Below are 22,282 nucleotides of genomic sequence, written 5' to 3' on the forward strand. Positions count from 1 at the left end.
AGAGCCTATCATTTCCCGGTGACCATCTATCATTGCTCTACGCTGAACCGCCCGCTTCTACAAAAAACGTGATGTTTGAAGTGAAAGATTGAATAAAAATTAGGACGGTTTCGCAAAACGCCCCTACAGAAGCTTGGTGATCACAGCTTTCTCATGACCTCTGGCAAAAGATTAGCTGGAATTTTGGAAAGTGCTAGGGTTTGTCCTTGAATGCCAAATTCACTGTGAAAAGCACGGGTAGTGTGGGTGATGTAGTCTAAGGTTGCCTGATAAAAATCGGAGAGGGGTTCCCAGCCTTGGAGCGCTTGCAAATGTTGATTTAGAGCAGACTCAAGCAAGGTTTGGCGCTGAGTAGCGGTTAAGCTACTGTGTAGATCGATCGCTAGTTGGTAATAGGACAAGCCTAAGTTGTTATAAGTAGCAAACACATCAAAGGTAAGGGCCGGCAAATATTCAGTTTGGGCTGAGAGCGCCTCTACAGCAGAGATCGCGGCTTCATATGCATTGATAGCCTGTTGTAACTGCTGTCCGCGATCGTGATGGGCGGTTGTTTTCAGATTTGCCAGATTCCAGTAAGCGGTGCCCAAGTTGTTTTGGGTTGCTGCAAAAGACGCGGGGACAGCTTCCAACGTGCGGTAGTGGAGGGCAGTGTGATAAGCGGCGATCGCCAATTGCAATAGCCTAGCTGGAGACACCGTGGAATGAGCAAGCTTTGGATTGGGGTTGGATTTAAGATGCTGTGCCAAATTCCAGTAGGCAGTGCCCAGATTATTTTGAATCATGGCATAGTGCATTGGCTCACAATTTGGGGTGTAGTGCTGTAGAGCAGCATGATAGGCCGCGATCGCCTGATTTAGACGGGCAATAGGCTGTTGATGCTGAGCTAAATTCCAACAAGCAGTGCCCAAGTTGTTTTGAGTCGCGGCATCGCGAGCAGTATCCGCTTGCGAATCGCGATAGCGCAAGGCCAATTCATAGGCTTCAACCGATTTTAGTAAATTGTTTGCAGGATCTTGGTAGTGAGCCAAATCTCCGTATGCCGATCCCAAATTGTTTTGAATCATGGCATACGTAACCGGATCAGCTTGAGGCGTAATTTTGTGGAGTGCGGAGGTGTAGGTTTGAATTGCTTTTTGCAAGCTGACAGGCTGTTGATCGGCTGTAACTGGACTATGAGACTGCATCCAATATAAATTGCCTAGATCGTTTGCCCCATCGATCCATTGAGGTGGGTTATCTTGCAGCCATTCCAAAGTTGTTTCATGAACCGCGATCGCAATATCTAAAGTTTCAGGAGATGGATTGCCCTGCTCAAGTCGATCGCGGTAGAGCCTACTCAGGTTGAGGTATGCTGCCGCGATCGTTTTTCGGGCAGCTTGATGTTCCAACAACTGCTCGATTTTCTGCAAGTTTCTCAGCGCTGTTTGATGTTCTGCCAGGGTCGGTTCTTGGGCAATCGCCGCCATAATCCGCTTAGTTAAGTGGGATGTGGAGTGCAGCAAGGGAAGATGTTTTGAGCTTTGTAAGTTCTCCGGACTATCTTTGCCAACGCGTGGGGGCTTCGTGGGAGATATTGTGAGTTTTGAGTTTTCCCCTTTTTCCTCTCCCCGTCTGTTCATCGCCTCGCCTGCCCTGCTGCGCTGCCGCTCTTCCACATCTAAATGTGCTAAATCGTAGGTCAGCCTGTCCCAAATGGATTCTTCTTCTGGGGCAGCCTCTGTGAAGGGTTCAGTTAAAACCTCAGGATACCGAACGGGAATGACGGGGGCTAAATTAGAGGATCTAGAGGGCTGGGACTGACCCGTATGGCTAGCTGAAAGCTTTTGAAATGGGGCGATCGCGGAATCTGTATTACGATCGCGATCGCTGTTTAATCGGGCTTGACTAATGCTGCGGAGCGGCGTGGGATCACCCTCAAACTCAAATAATGCGGTGTGCCAATCCCAGAAGGCTGGAGCCGATTGTTGTAGCGATCGTAGCCAAGGACGTGGCAACCACAACACAATAGTGCCGTTGATTCCGGGCAAATAGTATTCAATCGCTTGCAGATGAGTCAAAAATCGTTTTTGCACGGGGGCAGGCTGGCGAGTGAGATGCTCTACCCCAAGAATTTGAAAACCTAAAGCATGGCTAGTAAGCTCGTTACCATGCTGCGACAGCCACTGAGAGACTTGAGCCATTGGGTTAGGATCGCTCAGATTTAAATTTAAACTCACGAAGCGTGGAGAGCTAAGAGCCGTTTGCAACTGGGCAACGAGATAACTGCGTAGCTCTAGATCATCACAGACTGCCAAAAAGATTTGACGGCGCAAATTTAGTTGCAGCGACGTTTTCAGCCGTGAATACAGCTTCTGGTTTGCCCCAGAAATAGAATAAGCGGCAGCGTTCATTACAATGGCGGGCGTAGGGCAGTCGGCAAATTGCATGGTTTAAAAAATCAATGCCAGAGCCTCCGAATCAAAAGGCTCTGGCTGGCACCTAGTACATATCACCCTCTTTCAAAGCTTTTTTGCGTTCTCAGGAAAGTGAACAGGAAATCGTGGCGTTAGTTTAAAAAAGAGGGAAGAGTGAAAAATTGATACAACAGCATCTTGTAAAGATCGCTAGAATGAAGAACTGAGATTCAATCGAATTTTTGCTAGGCAAATTAATGACTTGAACTCACTTTCCTTTCAACGTCTTCACCCATGCCATTACCTATTGTTGCCATTATTGGTCGCCCAAATGTGGGCAAGTCTACTGTTGTCAATCGGTTGGCAGGGGTGCAAGAAGCGATCGTCTATGATGAACCCGGTGTAACCCGCGATCGCACTTACAAGCCTGCCTACTGGCGCGATCGCGAGTTCATGATAGTCGATACGGGTGGCTTGGTGTTTGACGACGAAACAGAATTTTTGCCTCTAATCCGCGAACAAGCGCTGACTGCGTTAGCCGAAGCGAGTGCAGCGATCCTCATCGTGGATGGTATGACTGGACCAACAGGCGGCGATCAGGAGATTGCTGAGTGGCTGCGTCAACAGCCTGTACCTGTGTTGCTGGCAGTCAACAAGTGCGAATCGGTTGATCAAGGCATCATACAAGCCATGGAGTTTTGGGAACTGGGCTTGGGTGAACCCTATCCCGTGTCTGGCATTCATGGTAACGGCACTGGGGAACTGCTGGATGAATTACTGAAGCATCTGCCTCCCCCAGAGGATATTGTTGAAAATGACGAAATTAAGGTGGCGATCGCCGGACGACCGAATGTTGGCAAATCGAGCTTGTTGAATGCGTTTGTTGGCGAAAATCGTGCCATTGTTAGCCCCATTTCAGGTACAACACGCGACGCGATCGATACCTTGGTAGAGCGGGATGGTAAAACCTATCGCCTGATTGATACTGCTGGCATCCGCAAGAAAAAAAGTGTGGAATACGGTCCCGAATTTTTTGGTATCAACCGTGCATTTAAGGCGATCGCACGGGCAGATGTAGTTCTGTTTGTGCTGGATGCGATTGATGGCGTGACTGAGCAAGATCAAAAGTTAGCTGGGCGCATTGAGGAAGAGGGACGCGCCTGTGTGTTAATCATCAATAAATGGGATGCCATTGAGAAAGACAACGAAACTATCTATGAGTATGAACGCGATATTCGCAATCGACTGCACTTTGTAGATTGGGCAGAGATGATTTTCATCAGCGCCAAAACCGGGCAAAGAGTCGAGAAAATTTTGGATCTTGTGAATGTTGGTGCTGAACAGCATCGTCGTCGGGTAACGACTTCCGTCATCAACGAAGTGCTGGAAGACGCTGTCAGTTGGCATACGCCTCCTACTACTCGCGGGGGTCGCCAGGGTAAAATCTACTATGGCACCCAGGTCAGCACTCAACCGCCGTCGATCGCATTGTTTGTCAATGATCCTGACCTGTTTGGCGATGGCTATCGTCGCTACATTGAGCGCCAGTTTCGCCAATCCTTAGGGTTCACAGGAACGCCGCTGCGGCTGTTTTGGCGGGGTAAAAAGCTACGCGATTTAGAGCGCACTGAACGGACCGTTAACCGAGCAACACGAGTGAAGATAAAGTAGTCATGGATTTGCTGCGATCGCTCCCACTGGGGCTTTTTTTGGAACAACCCATTACCTGGTTGCATCGCCTAGATCCTCGGATCAAGCTGGCATGGCTGTTATCCTTCCTACTGGCTCCTATATTAGCAACTCCTTTTTGGCGAATTTTGTTGGTGGGGTTGCTGCTACTACTCACCCTTTCTGCTAGAATCCCGCTGCGAGTTTGGCGACAACAGCTTGGCTGGCTTACCTTTCTCTGTGTTCTTATTTTTGCGCTCACAACGGTGCTTCCGGACGGTTTAAATGCCAGTCACCAGCCCCGTCAGCCTGTAAATGGACTCGTGGTTGCTCAACAAACAACGCCATCAGCAGAATCCCAGCTCTGGAATCCGCTGACGTGGACGAAATTCCTAGATTCTTCCGCAAAGCAGCCTTCAACAGCAGATTTACCGCAGCCTACCGATTATCGCTATGTGCTACTGAAGTTTGGTTCTTTGACAGTCACTCGTCGATCGCTGGATCTTGCCATTCGAGTCAGCACTTTACTATTTACTCTGCTTTACAGTACAAATCTGTTTTTGCTGACGACAGCACCAGAAGCAGTGACTGCCGCAATCGAAAACTGGATGAGTCCATTGCGCCGCTTTAAGGTGCCAGTCACAGAAATTGCTCTGACGTTAACGCTGTCTCTGCGATTTATTCCACTGGTGTTAGAAGAATTTCAGAATTTAGTGCGATCGGTCAGCACCCGTGCCATTAATTGGAAAAAGCTAGGGCTTCGCCGCACGGTTCAGATTTGGTTGCTCGTGGCAGAGCGATTGCTAGACAATCTGTTGCTCAGAGCTGCGCAAATCGCCAGCGCGATGACTGTACGTGGCTTTACTACCCCAAATCAGCATCAGGTGCCGTGGCATCAATTTCGACTGAGAGTTCTAGATTGGTTGGCGATCGCGGCTATTATTCTATTTTGGGGATTTCGCATCTTCTGGAGTAGCAGTCTTTAATCGATTGCTTCATATTTTTGATTTCAGCGTTTGTCCATTACCGATCGAGAAAATGGTGTTATCGATAGGCGTAGACTAAAACCATGTACTATCGAGAGCGTTTATCCGAAGCAAGTTTCAATGAGCGACGAAAATTACTTAAATCATCCAAATTTTGGCTTGCTTTTTAGAATGTGCCTGGTTGATGCTAACCGAGAGTTATTCACAACCCTTTATGCCCAAAGGTTATTTTTCCTCGTGTCAATCGGTGACGATGGATTAGAGTTTGAGCCTGTTGGTCGTGCTGACGCTCGACTGGCGGTTGAAAATCGCATTCGCCAATTGCGCCGTTTAGGATCGCCACCCGAACACACCGAACTCCTCAAGCTCTACAAGCAAACCTTTCAATGACCGTTCACTGGGCCGGTACAATTTCCGAACGCATTGCTCAGATCAAATCGTCTTTGCCTGATTCAGTTCGCTTAATCGCAGTCACCAAACAGGTGCCTATAGAAGCAATGCGAGAGGCTTATGCCGCAGGAATTCGAGATTTTGGGGAAAGCAAAGTTCAAGAAGCTGAAATTAAACAAAGAGAATTAGCTGATTTGCCCGATGTAGTTTGGCATTTGATTGGGCATTTGCAAACGAACAAAGCTCAAAAAGCATTGCAATGTTTTCAATGGATTCATTCTGTTGATAGCCTGAAACTTGCGCTCAGGCTTGATCGCCTAGCAGCATCACTCACTCTAGAACCTCAAATTTGCTTGCAGGTGAAGTTGCTGCCAGATCCCGACAAATATGGCTGGACAGCAGCAGAATTGTTGGCTGACCTAGCTGAACTCAATCAGTGTCAGTACCTGCAAATCAAAGGATTAATGACTATTCCTCCAACGGGCTTGAGTGAAGTAGAGGTGCTTGAACTATTTGAACAAAATCGTCAGCTTGCCAATAAAATTCAAGCGCAAAACTGGCAGCGAATTCAAATGCAAGACCTCTCAATGGGAATGTCAGGAGATTTTCCGCTAGCAATCCAAGCTGGCACAACAATGATTCGTTTAGGTCGGGTTTTGTTTGGCGATCGCCAAGCCTAAGGCTTGCTCAGTGTATAGAGCTTTACAAAATAGCATCTACTGCTCAAGATCCTTAAAAATACTTGACATAAGTACTTTCTAAGTTTTGAATACTGTTGAGTAGCAAAGTCGTCAAACAAAGCAAAATCAGCCTTCTTAAGACTTTCTTCTGCCATTTTTAACAAAACATCAGAAAAGTCTTAATAAAAGATTCACTTTGACCAAGTAGGAGTATACTAATCTCTCAATTCAGCGAAAACGGGTAGGGGCAGTGAGTTGATTGACCTACCGCTTCAGCCAGTGTCATTATCTAAAAGTTTTTGATTGGCACGTCAGCTAAAAGGCAGTTTTTATTGTGATGTAACAGGTTAAAACTGCTAGCTACAAGCGTGTACAGATGGACATTGGAAGACGTGTGTGTGCATAGATAACTGATCGTGATGGAGCGCAAACAGTGAGTAACAATATTTTCGGTAAGCTACGGGATTTTGTTGGTTTTAACGAACCAGTGGAATATGAGTATGAGTATGACGAGATGGATGGGGAAGACTATCAAGGTATTTATCAACAAGATCAAGCTCAACAACCGCCTGTTGACGAGTCTCGTGCTCGTCGGAGCCGTTATCGGGATCGTCCTATGATGACTGAATCAACCAATGTGGGAACACAAACCATGACTGCAGCCTCAATGAGTAACGTGATTGGTATGCCTGGAGCCGTCAACGGAATTTCTGAAGTTGTGGTGATGGAGCCTCGTTCTTTTGAAGAAATGCCTCAAGTGATTCAGGCATTGCGGGAGCGCAAATCTGTCGTATTAAATCTGACCATCATGGACCCTGACCAAGCCCAGCGTGCGGTTGACTTTGTAGCAGGTGGAACCTACGCGATCGATGGTCATCAAGAGCGGATTGGCGAAAGCATTTTCTTGTTTACGCCTAGCTGTGTTCAAGTCAGTACACAAAATAACGTTGTTCACGAAGTGCCGCAGCCTCAGGTGCGTGTTCCCCGTGCAACCAACCCTGCTGCAACGTGGGGTAGTGAGCAAGTCCGTATGGCTCAGTAATATTAAGCTGTTAAAAATTGGTTATTAATCGTTAGCGTCTGCTGATTGCTGTTTAGCGATTGATGATTATTTTTCGCCCTTCTATGGTTTAAGGGAGCGACCAAACAGCTTAGGAGATGAGATGTCGATTCAACTTGGCATGATTGGTGGCGGGATGATGGGAGAAGCGCTCATCTCCCGCCTTATCGTTCAGGAAATTTATACACCTGAGCGTATTTTAGTGAGCGACCCTCAGGCAGAACGCCGGAAGTTTTTGAGCGATCGCTACAAGGTTCAAACAACCGCTCAAAATTTAGAAGCTGCTCAAACAGACGTACTCTTGTTAGCAGTTAAACCACAGATGTTCGATCAAGTTGTGGCGGAACTTGCTGGGGATGGAGTCACATCGGTGGCACTCATCTTATCTATTCTTGCAGGCACCCCCCTAGAAAAGCTAGAGCGTGCTTTTCCTGACAAAGCGGTAATTAGAGCTATGCCTAACACTCCTGCTACCGTTGGCGCAGGAATTACTGCGATCTCGCCGGGTCTACTTGCTCAGTCCCATCACTTGGAACAAGCAACGCGCATTTTTGGTGCCGTTGGGGAGGTGGTGGAAGTGGCAGAGTCTTATATGGATGCGATAACGGGCTTATCCGGCTCTGGCCCTGGCTATGTTGCATTGATTATAGAAGCTTTGGCTGATGGCGGTGTGGCAGCAGGATTGCCTAGAGTGATTGCCACGAAACTTGCTATTCAAACGGTCAAAGGCTCCGCTCAATTGCTGCAAGACACTGGCATGCACCCGGCTCAACTGAAAGATCAGGTGACAAGCCCTGGTGGCACCACGATCGCTGGTGTTGCTCATTTAGAGCGTGCGGGTGTTCGCTCTGCTTTGATTGAGGCCGTTCGCTCTGCCTATCTGCGATCGCAAGAACTAGGACAATAATTAAATCTTTCTCCGTCAACACCAGTGGTGCTAACCAAATTGAGAGTGGAAAGTAAGACCTACTTGTGCCTCAATCTCACAGTGGTTTTACTGCATCACGTAATATATAGCCATACTGGTTGGAATGGGGCGTAGGGATGAGCCTCGTTGCTAGGGGCAACAGCCACATTTCTCTTTGATCTCAATATTCTAAGCTTTGTGGCGACAGGCACAGCACCTACTGAAGAATTAAGATGGCGGTCCATAGTCTAAAAATCTAAAACTTTGTAGCTCAACTTTTGAAAGCGACAAGGATCTATTGACTAGATCCCTGTCGCTTTCAAAAAGGACTTTAAGAAGTGAAAGCAATTTGGAAGAAGTTGCTGCCTCCCGGCGCACCTAGAGAATCTACAATCGTGAACTGGAAGCCATCACTTGAACCAACGCCAGAGTAACGGTAGGTGACAGTACCATCCATAATATCCTTCTGGCTAAAGGTTTGCCCTGTAGTCAACAGTTGACCATTGCGGCGTAGCTCACCCGCAGTTGGTAGCGATCCTAGTCTAAAGAACACTTGATCCGGTGGATTATCATTATCTGTTGCCCGTAAAATGCTGGTGCTAATTTGACGAGTTGCTGGAGTTCCAGCCGTTAGCGTTAGTGGAAGATTAGCCACTAGAATCGGTGCATCATTTACAGGTGAGATCGTGATAGGAACAACGTTTGCAATTGCTGGCGCTGTACCATCTGACACTAGGAAGCTAAAGAAGTCCGATGGGTTTTCACTTCCATTATTCAGGTAAGTGATTGTACCGTTATCAATCTCCTGCTGAGTAAATACTGTACCAGTTCCAAGACTCACTCCACTTCTTTGCAGTTGGCCAAAGGTTGGTTGACCTTGCAAGGTATAGCGAACTTGAGAAGGTAAGTTATCTGGATCAGTAGTTAATACAAAGTTTCGCAAGTTCACAGTGCCCCCTTCATTAGAAGACAGTGGACCCGCCGAAATTACCCTGGGCGCGTCATTGACTGGAACGACTGCAATATTGAAGGAGCCCAATGCTGTACTATTACCATCCGTTACTGAGAAGTTAAATCCATCAGTAGGCGACTCAGCGCCACTGTTTTGATATATCAAAAGACCATTATTAACATCTTCCTGCGTAAAGGTTTGACCTTGGGTTAACGGTGTACCGCCAAACTGTAATTCTCCAGCATTTAGGTTACTCTCCAGTGTGTAGACGAGTTCAGCAGGATTGGAATTATCCACATCTGTAAATAGCAGAAGAGTATCCAAAATCGCGCTGCCAGCCTCTTCGGATATGGTTAGACCCGTATTGACTAACGCTCTAGGCGGGTCATTGAACGGCAGAATCGAGATGTTAAAGGTTTCTGGCGTTGCTGGAAAGAGCACACCACCATCCGAAATTTGGAAGGTGAAGCTATCTGAGGTTGCCTCGCTGCCATTTTGGGCATATCTCAGACGATTACTATCTATATCTGCCTGAGTAAATCGGCTGCCGGTCGTCAGTGTTGTAAATCCTGTTCCAGTTGAAAGCCGTAATTGTCCGGCAGTTGGCGTACCCGCGACAACGTAACTAATCTGAGCCGCAGTGCTGTCTACATCAGTTGAGCGAAGCAGACTGTTACTGATAATGACATTTGGTGGTGTCCCGCTACTTTCACCAACAGTTAAGGTGTTAACCGATAACAACACAGGATCATCATTCACCGAAGTCACATTAATTGTGACGGTTCCTAACGCCGGAACCACAAGACCAGAACCCGTTGCTCCTTGATCACTGATATTAATAATCAGCCTGTCTGTACCGGAAAAGTTTGCGTTGGGCTGGTAGCTGACGTTAGCAAAGGCGCTAACGAAGTCGTCGATCGCTCCTGTAAGGGTCACCGAACTACCGCCATTGGAACCACCCGTCACATTCAGTCCGGTAGATTGTGGAAGCGTGATTGTTCCTTGCTGCACCGACAGTACGACCCGAACAGGGCTACTGCCGGAATCGATATCTGTAAACTGAATTGCATTTGCGCCACTAAATACTAATGGAGTTGAAGGATCTTCCTGAATTGTCTGTGTTCCGGGCAAGGTCAACGTGGGTCTATCATTCACCGGAGTGACAACGATAGTAAAGAGTTGCGGAGCCGAGGTATCCTGTCCGTTTCCAGGAGTAACTTCACCATTGTCTGATAACTGAACCGTCACCACGGCCGTCCCATTTGCATTGGGTGCCGAGGTGTAAGTCAGCGTCCCCGTTGGGCTAATGGTTGGCGGTGTTAGGAACAGCGATGGATTATCGTTCGCGACTAGGAAGCTCACCGTCTGTGAACTAGCTTCACCCGGACCTGCGGTAATGTTGGCGGCAAAACCATTCACCGTTCTCAGTCCACTATCTTCAGCCACTGTTTGGTTACCGCCCCTGGTAAAGGAGGGGGCATCGTTAACGGGCAGCACATTAATTGTGAAGACGTAGGGCGCTGCCGTATCCACACCGCCATTAGCCGTACCGCCGTTATCTCGCAGGGTTGCCGTGATTACCGCAGAACCAAAGGCGTTAGGAGCGGTTTGGAAGGTGAGTAATCCTGTCGATGCGTTAATAGCCGGTCTTGCATTTGATAAGAACAGATTCTGATTACTGTTCGTAATACCGAAGCTAAGAGTTTGAGCCACTTCGTTAGCCCCAACTGATAAGTCAGTTGCAATTTGAATGCTCTGAGCTGGGTCATCTTCAAGTACTTCGACTAGCGGAGATGCTAAGAGCGGTGTAAAGGTTGGCGCATCGTTCACCGATCTCACCACAATAGTAAACAGTTGTGCAGGAGAACTGTCTACTCCACCGTTATCAGTGCCACCATCGTCTTGCAGAATTGCGGTGACAACTGCCGTTCCGGACACGTTCGGTGCCGCCGTGTAGGTGAGAGTCCCTGTCGGGCTAATCGTTGGAGCAACACTGAACAATGAGTCATTGTTAGTACTTAACAGGAAATTCACCTGCTGAGTACTTTCATTTGCCAATGTTGTGATAGGACCAGAACGAATGTTGGTTGCCCAGTTATTAACAGTGACCGCTGGTCCATCTTCATTGATCGTCTGATTTACTCCCTTTGTAAAAGAGGGCGCATCATTCACCTGATTAATGGTGATAGTAAGGACAACCGGATCAGACGCATTGATCCCCCCGTTAAGAGTGCCTCCGTTGTCTCTGAGAGTTACCGTCACGTTTGCAACTCCATTCGCATCTGCACGCGGCGTGTAGGTTAGTGCGCCTGTTGATGAGTTGATAGCTGGGGGAGTCTGGAACAAGCTGGGGTTATCGTTGCCCGTTACGGTGAAGGTCAATGCTTGACCCGATTCATTCGCCGCTCCTGCTGAAATGCCCGTTGCCCAAGACGGAACAGTAACTTGAGCTGGTGCGGAAGTAGAGGAACCAGATTCATTAATAACGTAGCTGGTGGCACTGGGTGTAAAGGTCGGTTTGTCGTTAATGGAAGTAACGCTCAGGCTAATCGATCTCGTTACTGCTGAAGGTCCAATTGATAAGCCAGTTGCACCTTGGTCATTCACTGTAACCGTAATACGGTCAGCCCCAGAGTAGTTAGGATTGCCCTGATACACCAAACCAGCGAGCGCTGCTTGAGCATCAGCAACTAAGCCGGTAAAGGTAACGGAACTGCTGCCATTTGTCGTGCTGTTAACGAAGCTAAGCAGTCCATTGTCATTGACTGTCAAAGTACCATTGGGAGCGGTCAATGTTACCAGAAGTGGGCTATCCCCAGAATCCACATCGCTCAATGTCAGGTTCAGTGCGGCAGTTGGCAGATCTTCGCCCACCACGATTGTTGCAGTTGGTACCGTTAGCGTGGGAGTGTCGTTGACCGCAACCACGTTCATGGTGATTACCTGAGTTGCGGGCGTTGTACCATCGGTCACCTGAATCGTGATTTGCTCAGTACCGTTAAAATCCTGAGTGCCTCTATATCTCAGGTTATTTAGGGCACCTGAGACTGCACTAGGAGTACCACTGAAGGAAATGGAACCCGTGTTATTACCTGTTAGACCAATTAATCCACTGGTGGAACCTAATCCCAATGTCCCGCCAAATTCACTAGATAGAGTGACTGTCAGCGGTGTGGAGTCTAGGTCAGTGGCGTTGATCCGATTGACACCGGAGAATATGAATTGAGTGTCCTCATTCACGTTCAAGAGTGCGGCAGTAGGTACGGTAATCGTTGGGGCATCATTAACGGGATTGACGGTGAGATTAAACGTGGATAGTGGCAAGACGCCTGTTGAGCCGTCGGATGCAGTGAAAGTAAAGCGATCGCTCGTCAATTCACTGCCGTTATTCACATAAGTCAAGAGCGTGGCACTAATGTCCGCTTGGGTAAAGGTTTGCCCGGAAGAAAGCGTTGTGCCATTCCTCAGCAGTAGACCACGAGTTGGCGCGGTACTAAGAGTATAGATAGGGCTGAGAGCAGGACCATCTGGATCGGTGATCAACAGAGCTGCATCGTCGATGATGAGCGTGTTACCTTCATCGACTACCAACCCAGTATTTAATGCAATCCTCGGCGCATCATTCACCGGGGTAACGGAGATGTTGAAGGTTTGAATGCCCGCTGCGTCACCGCTTGGGTCAGTTACATCAAAGACGAAGTTATCGGTCGTGGTCTCACTGCCATTGTGCTTGTAGGAAATGAGATTGCCATCAATGTCTGCCTGAGTGAAACTGCTAACCGCTGTACCTGCTTTGAGTAGGGTTCCATTAGCAGGAGTAGAGGAAACGTCAAATGTTAGCTGCGAAGATACATTATCCGTATCTGTTGCATTGAGAATAGACCGGGTAATGGAGACCAGCCCATCTTCTGCAACCGTGAGGCCGAGGTTTGTGGCAATGATTGGCGCATCATTGCTGGGGGTAACGTTGATGCTGAAGGTGGTTAAACCAATTAAACCAGGTGAGCCCAATCCCGATGTCGCTCCATCAGAAGCAGTGAAGGTAAAGCGATCGCTAGCAAATCCACTACCATCATTGATATAAAAGACCTGACCATTATCCAAATCCAGTTGGGTAAAGGTTCCACCAGCCGATAGGGTCGTGTTGCCGCTGCGTAAAACGCCCCGCTGAGGTCCATTTCCTAACGTGTAGGTTAGAGGTCCTGGTCCATCATTGTCTGTAATCTGTAAGTTGCTACTATTCAGCGGAGCAGTGTCGCCTTCACCAACAGTAAGACTGATGTTATTGGCTAGCCCAGGTGCATCATTGACTTGAACAACATTAATGTTGAATGTAGCTGGATCTCCTGGAACACCCGACTGATCAGTCAGGGTAAAGGAGAAACTATCAGATGAGGCTTCTGAGCCATTCTGTTGATATCTCACCAGACCGCTGTTGATATCGGACTGGGTGAAGCTAGTTACCGCCGTGCCATTTAACGAGATGGCACCACCTGATGGCGCAGTCGCAATAGCATAGGTGATTTGAGAAGCTAGACCATCCGGATCGGTAGCATTGAGAAGAGTGCTAGAGAAGCTAACAATGCCCGCTTCCGTTACGGTGATCTGTGGGTTAGTGGTGAGTAATATAGGTAAATCATTGACTGGAAGGACGGTGATACTAAAGGTTCTTAACGGCTCGGTCGTATTACCTGATTCATCTGCAAAGGTAAAGGTGAATGCATCTCTGGTGGTTTCACTACCGTTTTGTCTGTATGTCACCCGACCATTGTTAATATCGTCTTGAGTGAAAGTACCCCCAGCCGAGATGGGTGCCCCCGCTACAGCTAGCCGACCATTAGTTGGCGAGCCGACAGTATACCGAATGAAGGGTGGAGCACTATCGACGTCACTGATATTAAGCTCAACATTGGATAGGACAAAAGCATCGTTTTCGTTAACAGTCAAACTTGGGTTAGTCGTTAACAGAACGGGAGGGCCTTTCACTCCAAGCACAAAGATCTCAAAGGTAGACGCAGCGGTCGTGGTTGTTCCATCGGAAACTGTGAAAGTAAAGCGATCGCTATTACTAGAGGTACCGTTATGTAAGTATGAGACGCGACCTGCATTCAAATCTGCCTGGGTGAAGGTAGTTGCCTGAGTGGAGGTAAGGAAAAGCGTCCCTTGAGTAGGCGCACTTGCGACCGAGAACGTAATCAAATCTTGAGCCGCCGCCGATACAAACTCAGCATCAGTTGCTCTCAAGAGCGTCGCATCAATGACTCTAGTTGACCCAGTGCTTATGGTAGTACCCGTATTGGTAACTAGCACTGGCGCATCATTCACCTGCAACACTGAAATGCTGAATGTACGTTGGGTTGGCACTAAGAAACCACCTGCACCATCTGTTGCTGTGAAAGTGAAGTTGTCACTACCCGGTACGTCCAATTGTCCGGAACCGTAAGTCTCACTGCCATCATGCCGATAAACTAGATTGTTGCTAGTAATATCTGCCTGGGTAAAGGTGCTGTTCAAGGTAAGCGGCTGCGCTCCACCCAAAACATTCAGTAACAATGCCCCCCTCGTAGGCAAACTGTTCAAACTGTAGACAATTTGCGGCGCAGCTTGCTCTGAATCCGTTACTAGCAAATTGCTGCTACTAATCGTAGTCGCTAATCCTTCCGACACCGTAGCACCAGCAAAAGAGACTAAAACTGGCGGGTCATTTACTGGAACGATATTAATACTGAAGGTTGTGTTAGGAATCGTGCCGCCCTGACCATCAGATACACCAAAGACAAATCGATCTGTTAAGGCTCCCTCACTACCGCCTTGCTGATAGACCAACCTTCCCTGATTGATATCTTGTTGATAGAAGAGACTCCCTGTGCTAATAGCTGCTCCATTAAGAAGCAGGCTGCCGTTAGTAACGTTGGGAGCAGTTGCTAATTGATAAGTCAATTGGCTCGGCGAATTATTTGCATCTGTTACTAGCAGTAAGGTGTTGCTAATCGTTTGTAACGATGACTCACTAACAAAAAGGGGACCGCTAGAAACCAACACAGGTGGAGCGTTGCCTTGCACGCTTAAATCATAAGAGCTAGTTGCTCCCGCTTGACCCGCGAAGACTCGAATATAGTAGGTTCCACCAGGGAGGTTCAGATTAGACAAGGTTTCCGGTGAGGTGCCAGCATTGCTTGAGGAGGCAACGACTGCCCCACTGCCGTTAAGAACCTGCACATTCAGGTTGCCGCCTAGGTTGCCGCCACTTAACCCATTGAGGTTTAAGTTAATTGTCGATAGTCCATTATTCAGCGAAAATTGATAGTAATCGTCTGTGTCGCTAGTTGTGATGGAATCGCGATACAGCCCATTTCCATACAAAGCACCAATGTTGAGCGATGCCCCAAGGCTGCCTCCGGCTCCGTCTTGTTGTGTGACGGGAAGCGATCGCGTAGATGGAGTTAGAGCAACCCAGTTTGGAGCATCATTAACAGTAATAATCGGAAGAATGGCAGTTCTGCTTAATCCATCGAGAAGCCAGACATTGTTTTCCCCAGTGGCAAAGTTACGAACTAAAAGATCGACTTGCCCATCTGCATTAAAGTCTCCTGCACCTTGAGGAAATTCAGAGGGTGCAGAATTAGGGAGACTACCAGAGGATGCAAAAGCAGTTCCATTAAAAAACCAAACCAGATTTTCCCCAGTGTTGTAATCATGAATCAGGAGATCGGGGGAGTTATCGTTGTTGAAATCACTAACTCGAAGAACCTCTCTACCTGGCGCAAGGAAAAGATTGGTGGAAATATTACTAGTAATAGAAAATGCTGGACTTGGACTTAGCAGCCAAAAACTAATTTCTCCACTACTCAGATCTTGAAAAATAAGATCTGGAGTGTTGTCACTATTTAGGTCGCCAGCTCCTGCAAGCGTAATGTTTGGATTGGGCTGAATCGGAAGGGCGAACTCACCAGCTATTTGAGCATTCGCGTCTAACAGCAATAGCAGTTGGGTGCCTAAGGGAATACTGGGATTATTGCTGCCGTAATAGCGCAAAACAAGATCATCAATTCCGTCGCCATTAAAATCATCTAGACCCTTGAATTGCCACGCTGTATCTTCAATAGTCGGAAGAAAATTAAATGTAACTACATTTGTCCCGTCCATTGTCCAAAGACGATTTGCGCCATATCCTGTTGTATAGTTGCGCCAAACTATATCGGTGCGAACGCCCGTATCACTTCGGACACTGAGATTGTAGTTTGTACTGGGAGTAGTGTTGGCGGAATCAGCCGGATCGGTTGGAGAACCTGGAAATACCCGAATAAAATAACTGCCCGGTGCAAGAACGGTATTGATTGTTTCAGCTAGAGAACCTTGATTCACCGACTGAACCGGAAGTCCATTAACAGATACTACCGTTCCGTTAGAATTCAAAATAGCAACATCAGCATTAGCAGTTAGGTCTGTTAGAGCAAGGTTAAAACTGCTGCTTTTGCTCAGCGTAAATTTGTAGTAGTCATTATCGCCAAACTCAACTGAGTCGGCAAATAACTTCGTATTTCTACCTAAAGAAATCGAAAGAGCAGTATTTAGGGTATTTCCAATACTATCGGGCATCGCGGCTTATCACCCCATCAAATGGCATTGCTATGATGCCCTAGGAGTTGCTTTTGGCACACACACTTTACACAACTTTACAAAAGTGACCGATTGGCGTGAAAGAATCTTGGTTTTTAGCCTAAGCGAGCGACGTTTTGTCAAAGCTCTCTAGAAAGGATAAAAAGTGTGTTCTAGTTTGTTGAGCTGACCATTAAGAATTCACAGTTGCGATCGCCCTAGCCCTGACAATCTAATTCTTCTAAATAGCCGCTTGTTGCCTTTGATATAGCGACCAGTACAACCCTTTACTTTTGAGCAAATCATCATGAGTGCCTTTCTCTACCAGCACTCCTTTTTCCAGTACTAAAATCAGATCTGCTTTCTTTAAAGGTGCAAATCGATGAGCAATCAGAAAGACTGTGCGATTTGCTGAGACACGCTGCAAATTTTGCAAGACTTGCTGCTCGGTTTCACTGTCCAAGGCGCTAGTCGCCTCATCAAGCACTAAGATTGGAGCCTGTGAAAGAAACAGACGCGCTAGCGCTAAACGCTGCCGTTGCCCACCCGATAGGGCTGTGCCTCGTTCCCCGATATTTGTTTCATACCCATGGACTTGGTCGCTAATAAAGTCATGGGCAGCTGCTAGTCGAGCTGCTTCAACCACTTGCTCAGCAGTCACATTGGGATTTCCAAGGCTGATGTTGTCAAAAACGGTACCGTTAAACATGAAGTCTTCTTGCAGCACCACACCAATTTGCTGTCGCAAAGAAACTAAATCAGCACTTTTAATATCGAATCCATCTATTAAGATACGTCCAGACTCTGCTGGATAAAGCCGCTGAACTATTTTAGAAAGAGTACTTTTTCCAGAACCGCTCCGACCCACTACTCCCACGAGCATTCCTGGCTCAACAGTAAAGGAAATTCCTCGTAGCACAGGTTCTTGGTTAGGGTTGTATCGGAAAAAGACTTGATCAAACGCTACTTGCCCTTGTAAAGGCGGCAACACTAAACCAGTGCCTGCTTCTGATTCGGGAGCAGTGTTGAGAATATCGCCAATGCGATCAACTGAAAGCAACACTTGCTGAAGTGTTTGCCAAAGCTGAATCAATCGTAGCAACGGTCCCGTCATACGACCAGAAAGCATTTGAAACGCAACAAGTTGACCAATCGTGAGCTTTTGCTCAATCACCAACTTTGCCCCAAACCAAAGGATGAGTACGGTAGAAAGTTTAGTGAGGAAATCTGCAATGTTGCCACTGATGTTAGAAGTCGTTGAGGCTTTGAAACTGGTACGAATGAATCTGGCAAATAATCCTTCCCAGCGTTCTCGCGAAACTGGCTCTGCCGTATGAGCCTTGACAGAGTGAATACCAGTCACGGTTTCAACTAAAAATGACTGACTATCGGCACTGCGGTTAAAGGTTTCGTTGAGCCACCCTCGCAAAATTGGTGTTGCAATGATGGTCAGAGCTGCGAACAGAGGTAATACTGATAGCGCAACCCAGGTTAGGGGGACACTGTAATAGAACATGACAGTCAAATAAACGCCAGCAAAAACTGCGTCTAAAACTACCGTCATTGCAGTGCCTGTGAGGAAGCTCCGAATATTTTCTAGCTCTTGCACTCGTGCAACCGTATCGCCAACCCGCCGTGCTTCAAAGTAAGACAATGGCAACCGCATCAGATGGCGAAAAAGCTGAGCTGAAAGGCTAAGATCTAGTCGCCGCGCAGTGTGAGTAAAGATGAATAGTCGCAGCGTTCCTAAAAACCCTTCAAAAAATGCCACTGCCAAGAGGGCAAATGCCATGACATCTAGGGTGGAAAGACTGCCCTGCACCATAACCTTGTCAATGACTACTTGGGTAATCACTGGACCTGCTAAACCCAAAATCTGTAGGGTAAATGATGCTAGCAAGACTTCACTAAGGAGTTGGCGATATCTCCAGACAGCTGGCAGAAACCAAGATAAGCCAAAACGTTCTTGCTTTTGGATAGTTTCAACCTGCCACAGTTGACCGTCCCAAACTGTTTGGATAATTGAACGGGGAATGCTTTCGCAGGTTCTATTGGGATTAAGGGGATCGGCAACAATCAGGCGATCGCCCTTTGTGCTGTAGACCACTACCCAATGAGACGATCCCTTAGACCCATTATTTTGAAACGTTGGCGATGCCGTATCTTGGTCTTGCCACAGCATCAGGACGGGATACTCCAACCGCCGCAATCCCGTCCAATCAAGCCCCTGACTACTGCGTAAATCAATATGACGCAACTGTAATCCTACTTTTTCAGCCGCTTCAATTACATCGGCTGGGCGCTGACTCGATAGTTGCCGTTGCACCCAGTCCAAGTTGGTAGAAATTTGCAGGTGATTGGCTACCATAGTCAGGCAGGCAGCAGGGGTATTGACGGCTGCAATAAACGGAAAGCCAGAGATAGCCTGAGGTGCATTATTTGTTTTAGGCTGTAGACGTATCCGGTGAGATGCCCAGTAATTTTCTAACTCTGGAGTGGCGATTGCCTGCCACAGATCGGTTCGCCACGTCACTAAAACCACATCTTTTTCTGCCGCCCTTGCCTTCCAAAAACCCGGCAACTCAAGCAAATCTCCTACCCAATCTCCCGTTTTTAGAATGACAGACTGCTCATCCTCAGGTACCAAACGCACCTTACCCTTCAACACGTAACCCTGAACTCCAGGAGAATCAGTTGCCCAAATGACCTCTCCTAATCCATAGCGGCGAACTTCCGCTTGCTGCTTAAACTGAACTTGTTGGTCTGCATTCAACAAGCTAAACGGTGGAGAATTCCAAGGCAAATTATTAGTAGTAAGATCAGTTGCAATCATGGAGAGTTCCTGGACTAACGCGTTTAGTGAAGTAGGGTAATCGGTCTTCGCAAGACATCAACAGCGCTACTCTAGCAAATGGACAATGGAAGACTCGGATCTTTATTCGTTGACTTGAAGCTTAACTGTCATTGATTGAATTTTTTCGGTTAGCCAGCGCTCAAACAGCTCACCTTGCATGGTTTGCTTAAGTTGAGCGTCTTCTAAAGTAGCGAACAGAAATTGTTCAACGCGAAAAATTGCCCAGTAATTCTCGATCGGCAAAGGACCCACTACACTTCCTGGCTCGACCGAATCAAGCGCCGACCTTAGCACATCAGGCATTGTGCCGCGGCTTACAGGTCCCATCATGCCATTAGCAACGCGCTCATCTGCCTTGGAGTATTCGCGAGCAAGTTGCTCAAAACTACCGCCTTCAGCAATTTGTGTATGCAGCTCTTCTGCCATCTCTTTGCTTTCTACAACAATGCGCGATAGCACAATCCGATCAAGCATTAACTTCCGGTCAATAAAATGCTCTTGTAGACGAGGTTCAGTAATCTGAGCCTTTAGCTTTTCGAGCTTAAAGCTGTTTTTGATCTGACTATGGAATAAATCATAGGTTGTGCCATTACGCACCAACCAATCTTGAAACGTCTGCGCATCGGTCAACTGATTTTGCAAACGGAAATCAACCGCTGCCTGCTCTACCATCGCGGAGTTAATCTCTAATCCCTCGCGGGTTTCTAACTCTTGTTCTAAAACATATTGTCGCAAGACATCTCCAATAAATCCTTGCAATTTTCCGCCTATTTGCAAATAGCGTAGGCATTGCCGCAGCGAAAGGGGCTTTTCGTCAACAATGAGGAGTGCATTTGCTTCCATGAATCTCTAACTCTGAGTAATTTGAAGACTGTCTCGTCTGAAATTATCGCTTCTTCCTGAAGGTTTTTTTCAGATTTTAAGATTTGGTGATGACTAAAATAGCAAACAGATAGATGACTGCTGGATTGTAGAATGCTGCAAATCCAAGCCTATTGTGCTGAGAGGAGTGATTGAGAGCTTGAGCAGATAGTCACCCTAGAATGCCAGAAGCAGCAATTTGTCTAGGAATGTAACGATCTTGAAATACTTAGAACGCGATCGCATCATTTACTAATCTCAAAATTAAATAGATCTGGAATCCGACCGGGGAACCGGGGTTTATGGCATGATCTAAACAGTGATTATGTAATTCAGATAGCAGAAAGGAACTAATCAGTTATGGCTCTCTACCTCGGCGATACAGTGCCCAACTTCACCCAGCAATCCTCTGAAGGAGAGATTAACTTCTATGACTGGGCAGCAGATAGTTGGGTTGTTCTTTTTTCGCATCCTGCCGACTATACGCCCGTTTGCACCACTGAGCTTGGCGAAGTTGCTAAACTCAAACCTGAGTTTGATAAGCGGAATGTTAAAGTCATTGCTTTAAGTGTAGATGACGCAACCTCTCATGCGGGTTGGATTGGAGACATCAACGAAACTCAAAAAACAACTGTAAATTATCCAATTTTGGCAGATGCGGATAAAAAAGTGTCAGACCTTTATGACATGATTCATCCCAATGCAAATGCGAAGGTGACTGTTCGTACCGTTTTTGTAATTGACCCTAGCAAGAAGCTAAGGTTGAGCCTGACCTATCCACCGAGTGCAGGTCGTAACTTTGACGAAATTCTGCGGGTGATTGACTCGCTGCAATTGACCGACAACTACAGTGTGGCGACTCCAGCCAACTGGAAAGATGGAGATGATGTGGTTGTAGTGCCTACGATTCCTACCGAAGAAGCGAGACAAAAGTTTCCTAAAGGCGTGACTGAAATCAAACCCTACTTGCGAACCACTCCTCAACCGAATAAATAGCCGACTACAAAAGTTTCTGCTGGTTATTAAATAACAAGACTGAATCAAAAAGGAGGTGGTAATCATCTCCTTTTTGATTGGAGATTAAATTCAGTAGGGAGATCGCTGAAGCCTCCCATCCTATTGCCGCAACTCATCTAGCTTGGTGCGCACCGCCTGAACATCTTGCCACATCAGCCATTTAGGTTGCCCCACCTCCCGCGATTGGTTTCGGAGCAGATATGCCGGATGAAAGATCGGCATATACAAACGACCATCCTGCTCGATCCACTGTCCCCGCACCTTCGTAATTCCTTGCTTAATGCCCAACAAATTTAATAGAGCAATCTTCCCAGTTAGCAAAATGATTTTGGGATCTACCAACCGAATTTGCTCTAGTAAATAGCCTTTACAAGCTGCCGCTTCCGCTGGTTTTGGATCGCGGTTTTCCGGTGGACGGCACTTCACTACATTGCAAATAAACACATCTTGATCTCGCGTTAGCTTGACTGCTGCCAAAATTTTGTCTAGCAGTTCGCCCGATCGCCCTACAAAGGGTCGTCCTGTTGCATCCTCAGTTTGTCCTGGACCTTCTCCCACAATCATAATGTCAGCATTCAAATTGCCTTCGCCTACCACCGCATTTGTGCGCGTATGACCCAACTCACAGCGATAACAGCGGTTACAGTGCTGTTTCATCGCATCCATCGTGGCATAGGTTCCTACAGGAATGAAAATTTTAGAATCCGTAGGAATTTGCTCTGGGTCAATCAGTGGTGGAGATGCATCTGGGATGCTGGATAAGTTGAATAGATCGATTTGGTTTTCGGCAGTCATGACGGTGGGAAAATGATTTGATACCTTTGGGCTAGCGTATGACAGGTCTGAGGATTTTTCTAGTGTCAGTCGGCAGATTCAAACAAACTCAGGCATGATGAAGAAAATCCCCTAATCCCA

12 protein-coding genes are annotated in these 22,282 nt (G+C 47.1%); 7 read left to right on the plus strand and 5 right to left on the minus strand.

The window, feature by feature from the left end:
- Positions 1-140: 140 nt before the first annotated feature.
- Positions 141-2,426, minus strand: a complete 2,286-nt coding sequence (locus JOY44_RS00855; RefSeq protein ID WP_171571913.1) for a tetratricopeptide repeat protein — start codon at positions 2,424-2,426, stop codon at positions 141-143.
- 261 nt (positions 2,427-2,687) lie between these two features.
- Here JOY44_RS00855 and der point away from each other — a divergent pair, with 261 nt between their 5' ends.
- The 6 genes from der to proC all read left to right on the plus strand — a co-directional run bounded on the left by der (position 2,688) and on the right by proC (position 8,084).
- Complete coding sequence (gene der / locus JOY44_RS00860) at positions 2,688-4,064, plus strand: ribosome biogenesis GTPase Der (RefSeq protein ID WP_171571914.1); 1,377 nt, start codon at positions 2,688-2,690, stop codon at positions 4,062-4,064.
- Positions 4,065-4,066: 2 nt separating this feature from the next.
- Positions 4,067-5,047 (plus strand): energy-coupling factor transporter transmembrane component T family protein, encoded by a 981-nt coding sequence (locus JOY44_RS00865; RefSeq protein WP_171571915.1) that lies wholly within the window; start codon positions 4,067-4,069, stop codon positions 5,045-5,047.
- Positions 5,048-5,167: 120 nt separating this feature from the next.
- On the plus strand, positions 5,168-5,437 hold the full coding sequence (gene pipX / locus JOY44_RS00870) for a transcriptional coactivator PipX (RefSeq protein ID WP_171571916.1): 270 nt from the start codon (positions 5,168-5,170) through the stop codon (positions 5,435-5,437).
- On the plus strand, positions 5,434-6,117 hold the full coding sequence (locus JOY44_RS00875) for a YggS family pyridoxal phosphate-dependent enzyme (protein ID WP_171571917.1): 684 nt from the start codon (positions 5,434-5,436) through the stop codon (positions 6,115-6,117). The genes pipX and JOY44_RS00875 overlap by 4 nt, the downstream gene beginning before the upstream one ends.
- A gap of 433 nt (positions 6,118-6,550) precedes the next feature.
- Positions 6,551-7,159, plus strand: coding sequence for a cell division protein SepF (locus JOY44_RS00880; RefSeq protein WP_171571918.1), 609 nt, complete (start codon positions 6,551-6,553; stop codon positions 7,157-7,159).
- A 121-nt stretch (positions 7,160-7,280) separates the two neighbouring features.
- Entirely contained in the window at positions 7,281-8,084 is an 804-nt protein-coding gene (gene proC / locus JOY44_RS00885; protein WP_171571919.1) for a pyrroline-5-carboxylate reductase, read from the plus strand.
- A gap of 331 nt (positions 8,085-8,415) precedes the next feature.
- On the opposite strand, the gene JOY44_RS00890 is transcribed toward proC, so the two are convergent.
- From JOY44_RS00890 to JOY44_RS00900, 3 genes are all read right to left on the minus strand, one after another.
- Positions 8,416-16,635: a cadherin-like domain-containing protein gene (locus JOY44_RS00890; protein WP_171571920.1), complete on the minus strand. Its 8,220-nt coding sequence runs from the start codon at positions 16,633-16,635 to the stop codon at positions 8,416-8,418.
- A 241-nt stretch (positions 16,636-16,876) separates the two neighbouring features.
- On the minus strand, positions 16,877-19,468 hold the full coding sequence (locus tag JOY44_RS00895; RefSeq protein ID WP_171571921.1) for a type I secretion system permease/ATPase: 2,592 nt from the start codon (positions 19,466-19,468) through the stop codon (positions 16,877-16,879).
- Positions 19,469-19,570: 102 nt separating this feature from the next.
- Positions 19,571-20,332, minus strand: a complete 762-nt coding sequence (locus tag JOY44_RS00900) for a peptidylprolyl isomerase (protein WP_171571922.1) — start codon at positions 20,330-20,332, stop codon at positions 19,571-19,573.
- Between the two features lie 378 nt (positions 20,333-20,710).
- Between JOY44_RS00900 and JOY44_RS00905 the strand changes: the two genes are divergently transcribed.
- Positions 20,711-21,346: a peroxiredoxin gene (locus tag JOY44_RS00905; RefSeq protein WP_171571923.1), complete on the plus strand. Its 636-nt coding sequence runs from the start codon at positions 20,711-20,713 to the stop codon at positions 21,344-21,346.
- Between the two features lie 120 nt (positions 21,347-21,466).
- Here JOY44_RS00905 and JOY44_RS00910 read toward each other — a convergent pair whose 3' ends face one another.
- Positions 21,467-22,162 carry a uracil-DNA glycosylase gene (locus tag JOY44_RS00910; protein WP_171571924.1) on the minus strand — a complete coding sequence of 232 codons (696 nt, stop codon included), beginning with the start codon at positions 22,160-22,162 and terminating at the stop codon, positions 21,467-21,469.
- Positions 22,163-22,282 lie beyond the last annotated feature (120 nt).

Source organism: Leptolyngbya sp. Cla-17 (genome assembly GCF_016807185.1).
In the GTDB taxonomy this organism is placed as follows: domain Bacteria; phylum Cyanobacteriota; class Cyanobacteriia; order Leptolyngbyales; family Leptolyngbyaceae; genus ULC077BIN1.

What these genes read in the sequence shown, in the direction of transcription:
- proC (WP_171571919.1), top strand. Translation starts at nt 7,281, where the DNA reads ATGTCGATTCAACTTGGCATGATTGGTGGCGGGATGATGGGAGAAGCG.
- pipX (WP_171571916.1), top strand. Translation starts at nt 5,168, where the DNA reads ATGAGCGACGAAAATTACTTAAATCATCCAAATTTTGGCTTGCTTTTT.
- JOY44_RS00855 (WP_171571913.1), bottom strand. Translation starts at nt 2,426, where the DNA reads ATGCAATTTGCCGACTGCCCTACGCCCGCCATTGTAATGAACGCTGCC.
- der (WP_171571914.1), top strand. Translation starts at nt 2,688, where the DNA reads ATGCCATTACCTATTGTTGCCATTATTGGTCGCCCAAATGTGGGCAAG.
- JOY44_RS00895 (WP_171571921.1), bottom strand. Translation starts at nt 19,468, where the DNA reads ATGATTGCAACTGATCTTACTACTAATAATTTGCCTTGGAATTCTCCA.
- JOY44_RS00900 (WP_171571922.1), bottom strand. Translation starts at nt 20,332, where the DNA reads ATGGAAGCAAATGCACTCCTCATTGTTGACGAAAAGCCCCTTTCGCTG.
- JOY44_RS00905 (WP_171571923.1), top strand. Translation starts at nt 20,711, where the DNA reads ATGGCTCTCTACCTCGGCGATACAGTGCCCAACTTCACCCAGCAATCC.
- JOY44_RS00890 (WP_171571920.1), bottom strand. Translation starts at nt 16,635, where the DNA reads ATGCCCGATAGTATTGGAAATACCCTAAATACTGCTCTTTCGATTTCT.
- JOY44_RS00875 (WP_171571917.1), top strand. Translation starts at nt 5,434, where the DNA reads ATGACCGTTCACTGGGCCGGTACAATTTCCGAACGCATTGCTCAGATC.
- JOY44_RS00865 (WP_171571915.1), top strand. Translation starts at nt 4,067, where the DNA reads ATGGATTTGCTGCGATCGCTCCCACTGGGGCTTTTTTTGGAACAACCC.
- JOY44_RS00910 (WP_171571924.1), bottom strand. Translation starts at nt 22,162, where the DNA reads ATGACTGCCGAAAACCAAATCGATCTATTCAACTTATCCAGCATCCCA.